Raw genomic sequence first — 8,550 nt, 5'->3', positions numbered from 1 at the left:
CCTTCATAATCAACATTATAAGGTGGATCAGTGACAACCAAGTTTGCTTTTTTATTCTCCATTAACTTATCAAAAGTTTCTTTTTTCGTACTATCTCCACATACAAGTCGATGTCTACCTAAAACCCAAACATCACCTTGCATTGTTATTGGTGGGTTTTGAAGTTCTTCATCGACATCAAAGTCATCATCTTCTACTCCATCTCGAAGTGTATCTTTAAACAAATCATCAATTTCAGCTGCATCAAAACCTGTGAGTGAAACATCAAAATCTGCTGCATCTAAATCCGTCATAAGTACAGCTAGTTTTTCTTTATCCCAATCACCGCTAATTTTATTTAAAGCAACGTTTAATGCTTTCTCTTTTTCTTCATTTAATTCGACCACGACACATTCGACTTCAGTTCGTCCCATGCTTGCCAAAACTTTTAAACGTTGATGCCCCCCAACCACTCTTCCAGTTGTCTTGTTCCAAATGACTGGATCAACATACCCAAATTCTTCAAGTGACCGTTTAATTTTTTCATATTCGCTGTCACCAGGTTGTAAATCTTTTCTCGGATTATAATCAGCGGGAATAAGTTGTTCAACTTTAATCTTCTCTATTATCATATTTACTCACCACCTGATTAAATTCTTTATACCTTTTCACGTCTTCCCATGGGAATAACCAACTATCGAAATGGCCATAAACTGCTGTTTCGGCATAGTGAACATCTCGCAACTGTAAGTATTCAATAATCGCTGCTGGTTTTAAGTTAAATACTGCTAGAGCTGCTTGTTCAAGTATTGAATCTGAAACACTTCCCGTGCCAAATGTATTTATTGAAAATGCGACAGGACTTGCCTTTCCAATGGCATATGAAATACTTACTTCACATTTGTCTGCGTAATCACACCACACGATATGCTTTGCAATATGCCTTGCCATATAAGCACCACTTCTATCAACTTTGGTAGGATCCTTTCCTGAAAATGCCCCACCACCATGCGCTGTAAAACCTCCGTAAGTGTCAACCATCAGTTTTCTTCCAGTTAATCCTGTATCAGCTGTCGGTCCTCCGACAACAAATCGTCCTGACGGATTGATTAAAATATTTGTATCTTCATCAAACGGGAAATCTTCAAAAACCTGCCATAAAACATTTTCGATAATATCCTGTTCGATTTCTACTTGTCTTTTATAAGCTTGGTGCTGAACTGATACAACGATTGTTTTTACTCTGACTGGTTGATTATTTTTATATTCAATCGTGACTTGCGCTTTCCCATCTGGAAAATACCCTTTAATAATTTTTCCTTTTCGCACTTCATCTAACCGTTTTACAATTTTATGTGAAAGAATTAATGGTAAAGGTAGCATTTCTTTTGTTTCCTTTGTTGCATACCCATACATTGTTCCTTGATCACCTGCACCAATCGTTCCATAAGGTTCTTTAATTCTTTGTCGTGCTTCAAGTGCTGTATCTACCGCTTCAGCAATATCTGCACTTTGTTTCTGTACATATACAGATATTTTAAAATTTGAAGGTTCATATCCAACATCCACTAATACACTTTTTACAACTTCTTTAATATTTACCTTTTCGCTACAGGAGATTTCGCCCGCCACGATAATTTTTCCTCTTGTCGCAAGTACCTCACATGCCACACGTGAAGATTTATCTTTTGCTAAACAAGCATCCAAAATACTATCGGATATTAAATCACATAGTTTATCAGGATGTCCTGCACATACACTTTCAGCTGTTAAATATTTAATCGTCATCACATTACCTCGTTTCCGTTATTTGCCTTTACGCATCGTTAATAAGCGCTCCATCATATCATCTTGTGGATTCGCTCCAATAAATTCTGTTGCACTGTTTTCTCTTATAATTTGGTAAATTTCTAACCAGAGTCGATTGGTTTGTGTCATAAAGTTTTGACTCATAGCAACGTAGGGACTTTGCATGGCATTTCCTGTTGTTGGATGTTTTGCTAAAAAGCCAAACTCGGTCACAGCCGCCTCGCACTGCATCCACCTTGCTGCACTCATTGCATACCTTTCTAAAAGTTGCGGCATGATTAAATGAGCACAGTCCCTTTCATTTAGCCAATTCCATGTTTCTTCATAAATTTCTGCTGCCTCAAGAGTTGAACCGTCCTTTTCTGTGGCAGATAACATTTCTCTTGGTGGTGGCATTTCTTGTCCTTGAAGGTCAGGCGCATGTGTAAATTCGAGCACTTCTAATTTTCGTCTACCTGGATTGCCATCTTCTAATTTTTCGTATAATGGCTTTCTTTTACGTCCTGAACCAACCCGAGCGCCACCTCTATTTGTTCCATCCTTGGCCATTTCAACACCTCATTTCTGCTCGCCCCCTATATACCCTGTTTGAAATCGCGACTTTTTGCGTGACGTTCCCCGCCCGTTGTCCACATAATAAGTTGTAGAGATTGATTACCCCCTACCCCTTCGCCAACGATCACCATCTCGCGCGGTAATCGATGAGTGACAAGGTGTGCAAACAGACATCAGATTGCTTTCGTCATGCGTTCCACCACGTGACAGCGGTAGGATGTGATGTACTTCTTGGACTGGAGTTAGCTTCCCGTTTCGCTTACACTCCTCGCAGAGCGGGTTCTTTGCAACGTAACGGTCACGTATCCTTTTCCATGCACGTCCGTATCGCTTGGCGGTGTTTGGATTACGTTGATACCTTTCATATCTTCTCGCCTCTGCCTTCCGGTGTTCATCACAAAAGCGTTCATGCGTTAACTCAGGACATCCTGGCTGTGAACAAGGTCGCCTTGGTTTCCTTGGCATAACTTTCACCTCCAAACAAAAAAGCCCCCGCAGGATTTCTCCCACGAAGGCTTGCGATATTTCGTCTATATTAATACCATAACATGCTCAAAGTCAAAAAGCGTCCGCAATATTACTCACTTGAAAATTCAAAGGGTATTTTGATTCACTTTGATACTTTTTCCATACTACCACTATAACCTGCGTAATGTCTAAATGCATCCGCGATTTTACTCACTTGCCATAAAGCAGTAGTGTCAACCTATCCAACGCTCTATTCTTTTTGTTGTAGGCAGATGACCTTTCAATCTTAAAGTAATCACAAATCGTATGCACAGCATCGGTTCGTCTTTGGTCTTCCACCATATAAAATTCATACAGAACAAACTGTTCATCTTCCGTTAACTCATCCCAAGCAGGCTGGAACCAATTCATATATTCGATGGCCTGTCTTAATCTTTCTTTCAGCACATCAATTTTATCGATGCTATATGCAATACGATTTTCATTTGCTTTTGGATTGTGTACGGAAGGCATGCCATCATTCACTGGTGCACTTGGGGACAACATTCCGTCATGGAGGATTGCAATGTCGTCATCGGTATTATCTATAATGTGTTTCATACTATTATAATCTTTTATCACATCAATCGTTGCTGCTCGTTTATCTAGGTAGTGCCATACAATATTCATACAGGAATTCCCCCTTTTAACGTTGCTTTCACCGCATCAATGAGTGCTGACTGCGTATTATTCTTTTTATTTAAAGCATCCATCACACGCTCGTCCATTGTTTCTTTAGCGATTAAATGATGGATAATCACTGTGTCTGTTTGTCCTTGCCTATACAGCCTTGCATTTGTTTGTTGATATAACTCCAAGCTCCAAGTTAGTCCAAACCATACGAGGGTTGAACCACCCGCTTGTAAATTTAAACCATGTCCTGCCGATGCTGGATGGATGGCTGCAATTTGAATCTTTCCATCGTTCCATTTCTTAATCGAATCACTACTTGTTAAAACTTCTACCTTAAATCGGTTTTGTATTCGGAGCAGGTCGTGTTTAAACCAATAAGCAATTAATACTGGTTTACCATTTGCTGCTTCAATGATATCTTCTAGCTTTTCGAGTTTTCGGTCATGTATTTGAGTGACAGAACCGTTATCATCGTAAACTGCACCATTTGCCATTTGAAGAAGTTTATTTGATAAAGCCGCTGCATTTGAAGCGGTTATGTCCTCCCCTTTTATCGTTGTAATCAAATCACGTTTCATGACATCAAGCGTTTCTTTTTCTTTCTGATTTAACGAAACAGGCATTTCATTCATGACTAAATCGGGTAGTTTTAAATAGTCCGTCCCTTTCATGCTGATAGTGATATCGCTTATTTTTTCATATATCGCTTCTTCCGCCCCTGGTTTTGGTTTATATGAAAAAATCATATATTGATTTCTTTTGTCAGGATCAAAGTATGATTCTCTGAAACGTCCGATGAACTTCCCTAATCTTTCACCCATATCAAGTAATCGGTACTCCGCCCATAAGTCCATTAAGCCATTCGATGAAGGTGTTCCTGTTAAACCAACTATTCTTTTAATATTAGGTCTCACTTTCATCAAGCTTTTAAAGCGTTTTGATTGATGAGATTTAAACGATGATAATTCATCAATAACGACCATATCAAAATTAAAATCGATACCGCTTCTAGCAATCAACCATTCTACATTTTCACGATTAATGATATAAATGTGGGCATCTGAATATAGTGCTTCTAAGCGCTCTTTTTCTGTCCCAACAGCAACTGCATAAGTTAATCCTTTCAAGTGACTCCATTTTTCAATTTCTTCTGGCCACGTATTTCTAGCAACCCTGAGCGGTGCGATTACTAAAACCCTATCAACTTCAAATCGTTCTAACATCAATTCATAAATAGCAGTCAGTGTAATCACACTTTTACCGAGACCCATTTCAAGAAATATTGCCGTTATAGGATTTTCTATAATAAAATTTGTTGCAAACTCCTGATATTTATGTGGCTTGAATTTCATCCAACATCCCTCCAATACTTTCAGGATCATCTAGACAAAAGACGATAAAACCTAGTGATTCTAACTGCTGTTTTCTTTTCTGCTGAAGCGGTCTGAGTTTCTTCCCAGGTGCCTTCACTTCAACAAAGCCGATTTTTCCGTTTGGCAGTAACACTAACCGATCAGGCAATCCATCAAAACCCGGAGATGTAAGTTTAATAGATAAACCCTTCATATTTCTAACTGCTTCACTTAACTTTAACTCGATAGTTTTTTCCCGCATTCCAAACTCTCCTGTTCCAAACGTTTTTAAACTTTCTTACGCGCGTATATGCGTATTTGCGTGATTTAACCCTATATTCTTATATTTTCCTAATATCATATTTTTCTTGGAACATTGGAACAAGTTTTTCACAAACCCTTATACAACATAGGTTGATTGCTGTTCCTAACTATGTGACGAACTTCTTATATTTTGTTCCAGGAACATAATATTCTGTTCCAATGTGATGTTTTTGTTCCAAACTCGATTTTTTGGAACGTCACTTTTTTAATTCATACACCCACTGCGTTCCGTAAATGGGAAGTCTCTTTTTCTTTGATAAACCTGTCCAGCCACCAATGCTGGCCATAATGGTTGATATTTCGTTACCATCTATCCGTCTTAAATTGGAACGTTCCTTTTGGAAACATTCACACCAAATCTCCATATTAGAAACATGCTCCCGTTTCCAAACACCTTGTTTTGGACTATCACCAAATTCAGTTCCATTGATAAATGCTCTACGTTCAAATAAGTCCATATCGTCCCAATCATCAGGAAGTAGAGTTTCTAAATATTCACGAACCAACCCTTCTCGCTCGTCCGATTCCATCGCCATTCGCTGTTCTTCTTTTGCTAACTGATCAATATCATGTTCAAGGTACAGCTTTTCACCCTGCTTCACGTATTCGAGTGTTTCTGCCCATATTTGCAGCACTTCTTCTTCAGTTACTTCCCACGATTTCTTTACTCCATCGCCTGGAGTTTTCACAGGCCAAAATCGTCTGTTACCTGTCGTATCCCTTAAATAACCTTTTTCAGCATTAGTTGTTCCAAAGAATACACATTGCCTTAAATGTGGTGTAACTCTTTTTGCAAAACTCGCTCGATAAATGTCGTTTTGTCGTGAAAGGAAACTCCTCAGTGTTTCTACTTCTGCTTTTTTAAGTCCAGCAAGTTCTCCGATTTCAATGATCCAGTAACCTTGTAATTTCTCAGCAGCTGTCTTATCTTTTGTGTCCGATAAACTTAAGCTGTCCGAAAACCATTCACCACCAAGCCTTGCAATTAGCGTACTTTTCCCGACTCCTTGTGGGCCATTTAAAACGAGCATTGAATCAAATTTAATACCAGGTGTGAGAACTCTAGATATTGCCGCACATAATGTTTTTCTTGTTACAGCACGAACATATGGATTATCTTCCGCTCCTAAATAATCAATTAATAACGTATCGACTCGTGGCACTTTATCCCACTCAGGCAATTCATCAAGGTAATCTCGAATCGGATGATACGACCTATCATCAGCCACTTTCGCAATTGCAATATCATAATTTCTAGCTGAAAACGTTCCATAGTGCGTATCGATATAACTAACTAACTGAGCATCATCCGCATCCCGCCAATATTTAGATGGATGCGACCAAGGAACAGGACTAACAATCTCCAAGTTGTCTGATAGCTCATTAAAAACAATCCCTTGAAGATTTTCATCATGCTCCAGTATTAAGGTTAGATTTCTAAGTGTATTTTTAACTGCACCTGTTTTATCAAGCTCAAGCTGTCCTTCCCAGTCATCTTCTGTAAACTCAATTTCCGCTTGTTCTTTACGTTCTTCTGCGAACTGCACTTTCACTAGCTCATCCTTTAAAGCAAACTCGGTCATAGCCTTAAAGGATGGAAGTTTTGTTACTGCGGTTGAATAAGATGTTTTGTCATCTAAATCTTGAAACAAATGTAATCGAACGAGGTCAAATGCATTCAATAAGTTTCCTGAAGCAGGATCTGTTGCATGATGGCTATAAGCAAATTTTCCGTTATATACAACGACTCCCGCAGACGAATCAGCTGGAATATAATCAAATCTTCCTTCCATCAAACTTGGCTCATACACATGCGACAAAAAACTATCAATAGCTTCTTCGATAGAATAAGCCCTACAAAAAGCACCAATAATGCCATCCTTCTCTAGTGGATCAGCCTGTTTTTTGATATTTCGTTGTACAACTTCTGACTGTCTTGATGACACAGGCCACGTTGTCGTATCTCTCCAATCGTCATATTTCGACAAATAGAAATCGGGATTTAATAACTCACCATCTTTTTTCTCAAAAAAGAACTCACCATTTGATGGTGTCGATGGCCAATACATTAACCTTGAAGGTTCGTATGTCGTGTCATCAAAATAATCAATACCGATTTCTTTTGCGACCATTCTTGCGACCGCTGGATATTCATCTTCCGAAACATCACGTTTAAACGGAATAATTAAACGTAACCTTGGTTTTTCAGGAGTGTGTTTATGTGTTGAATATACGCAGCATTTAAAATCATAAAGAAGTTCAATTTGATCCCAAATACCAGGTACTGCATAGTCCATATCAAGGGTAAGAAGCGAACGAGACAAAACATGTCCGTTCCTTCTTTTCCCCTGCTTTAAAGCACCGCCAACAAAGCCGCCAACATCCTTTGTTGCATCTTGTTTTGCACGATTCATTTTTCTATATTCATCTACCGTTTCAGTTGTACGGATTGTTTGATTCACTAGATTAATAAACTCGTCCCACGTTACATCTTTGTTCTTCCACTTTCTGTCCATTCGACTATTTCCGACAGCTATTTTCATATTGATTACCTCCAATGCTTAACTGTCCATTTCAATTTTTGGTAAGATGCCTTTTGATTTAAGTAAGTCATAAATAAACAATCGGCCTTTTTGCGTCCAATACGTATGAACTTTTGAACGATTATAACCATTGCTATCTTTAAATGTGTGAGTTTTTGTTGTTGTATATCCAAACTCAGCATGGTTTTGATAGAGCAACCAAATCTTCCCTTGTTTATATTGAACCCCTTGTTCGTGTAAGTATTTATTTAACCAGCGAGCAGACTTCCCATAATCTTTGGCAATCACTGAAATTGCAACTGCGTCCTCACAATTTAAAACAACATCGTAATAACTTGCTTTGGGTTTCATTTCAACAATTTGCTGTTCCTGGACTTTCACTGTTTCTGATAATTGATTATTTTTTAACCGTTCTGCCTTTAATTCTTCCAGTGCTTTAATCAAAATATCTGGATTAGCTAATACCTCATCCACTGCGTACAATCCATGTTTTCGAATAGATGGAAGAACGTCATGCGTAATCCATCTTCTAAATTTTTTAGCATTTGGTTTATTTGAGCGAATAATCAACGTGTATAAACCACTTTCATTTATACAAACCATATTTTGCGGCCCGCCAAGGGTGTCCACCTTTATCGGCTCCCTTTCATCAGCATCAAGTTTTTCAACAGCATCACGATGTTTTGATATACCTAAGACTTCACAAACATCCTTTGCAACCCACCATGGATTGCCTTCCTTTAATACCGTTCTAACTGAACTGCCTTCAAAATCAAATACTTTTAAATTGTTCATCATATTAATGAACCTCCTACAAATAGTTGTAGAGTAAATAAATTTACCCTCAC

9 protein-coding genes are annotated in these 8,550 nt (G+C 38.4%); all 9 read right to left on the bottom strand.

Annotated features, from left to right (window positions below):
- On the bottom strand, positions 1-611 hold a 611-nt coding region (locus tag ACFFIS_RS16860), incomplete at its 3' end, for a ParB N-terminal domain-containing protein (protein WP_390188463.1).
- On the bottom strand, positions 592-1,767 hold the full coding sequence (metK, locus tag ACFFIS_RS16855; RefSeq protein WP_390188461.1) for a methionine adenosyltransferase: 1,176 nt from the start codon (positions 1,765-1,767) through the stop codon (positions 592-594). The genes ACFFIS_RS16860 and metK, both read right to left, overlap by 20 nt.
- An 18-nt stretch (positions 1,768-1,785) precedes the next feature.
- Positions 1,786-2,337 carry a P27 family phage terminase small subunit gene (locus ACFFIS_RS16850; protein WP_061114380.1) on the bottom strand — a complete coding sequence of 184 codons (552 nt, stop codon included), beginning with the start codon at positions 2,335-2,337 and terminating at the stop codon, positions 1,786-1,788.
- A gap of 105 nt (positions 2,338-2,442) precedes the next feature.
- A complete protein-coding gene (locus tag ACFFIS_RS16845) occupies positions 2,443-2,808 on the bottom strand; it encodes an HNH endonuclease (protein ID WP_342293805.1) in 366 nt (121 codons plus the stop codon).
- 213 nt (positions 2,809-3,021) lie between these two features.
- The gene (locus ACFFIS_RS16840; protein ID WP_320381621.1) at positions 3,022-3,480 is read right to left on the bottom strand and encodes a hypothetical protein; all 459 of its coding nucleotides are present in this window, start codon (positions 3,478-3,480) and stop codon (positions 3,022-3,024) included.
- The gene (locus ACFFIS_RS16835) at positions 3,477-4,835 is read right to left on the bottom strand and encodes an SNF2-related protein (RefSeq protein WP_390188460.1); all 1,359 of its coding nucleotides are present in this window, start codon (positions 4,833-4,835) and stop codon (positions 3,477-3,479) included. Before ACFFIS_RS16835 ends, ACFFIS_RS16840 begins: the two co-directional genes overlap by 4 nt.
- Entirely contained in the window at positions 4,816-5,097 is a 282-nt protein-coding gene (locus ACFFIS_RS16830; protein ID WP_320381622.1) for a VRR-NUC domain-containing protein, read from the bottom strand. Before ACFFIS_RS16830 ends, ACFFIS_RS16835 begins: the two co-directional genes overlap by 20 nt.
- Before the next feature lie 259 nt (positions 5,098-5,356).
- The gene (locus ACFFIS_RS16825) at positions 5,357-7,702 is read right to left on the bottom strand and encodes a virulence-associated E family protein (RefSeq protein ID WP_390188458.1); all 2,346 of its coding nucleotides are present in this window, start codon (positions 7,700-7,702) and stop codon (positions 5,357-5,359) included.
- An 18-nt stretch (positions 7,703-7,720) separates the two neighbouring features.
- Positions 7,721-8,500 (bottom strand): phage antirepressor, encoded by a 780-nt coding sequence (locus ACFFIS_RS16820; RefSeq protein ID WP_446686916.1) that lies wholly within the window; start codon positions 8,498-8,500, stop codon positions 7,721-7,723.
- Positions 8,501-8,550 lie beyond the last annotated feature (50 nt).

Source organism: Paracerasibacillus soli, assembly GCF_042432965.1.
Classification (GTDB): Bacteria; Bacillota; Bacilli; order Bacillales; family Amphibacillaceae; genus Paracerasibacillus; species Paracerasibacillus soli.
This window is presented reverse-complemented; position numbering and strand designations above follow the sequence as displayed.

Coding starts and splice junctions, on each gene's coding strand:
- metK (WP_390188461.1), bottom strand. CDS start 1,767: ATGACGATTAAATATTTAACAGCTGAAAGTGTATGTGCAGGACATCCT.
- ACFFIS_RS16850 (WP_061114380.1), bottom strand. CDS start 2,337: ATGGCCAAGGATGGAACAAATAGAGGTGGCGCTCGGGTTGGTTCAGGA.
- ACFFIS_RS16845 (WP_342293805.1), bottom strand. CDS start 2,808: ATGCCAAGGAAACCAAGGCGACCTTGTTCACAGCCAGGATGTCCTGAG.
- ACFFIS_RS16840 (WP_320381621.1), bottom strand. CDS start 3,480: ATGAATATTGTATGGCACTACCTAGATAAACGAGCAGCAACGATTGAT.
- ACFFIS_RS16835 (WP_390188460.1), bottom strand. CDS start 4,835: ATGAAATTCAAGCCACATAAATATCAGGAGTTTGCAACAAATTTTATT.
- ACFFIS_RS16830 (WP_320381622.1), bottom strand. CDS start 5,097: ATGCGGGAAAAAACTATCGAGTTAAAGTTAAGTGAAGCAGTTAGAAAT.
- ACFFIS_RS16825 (WP_390188458.1), bottom strand. CDS start 7,702: ATGAAAATAGCTGTCGGAAATAGTCGAATGGACAGAAAGTGGAAGAAC.
- ACFFIS_RS16820 (WP_446686916.1), bottom strand. CDS start 8,500: ATGATGAACAATTTAAAAGTATTTGATTTTGAAGGCAGTTCAGTTAGA.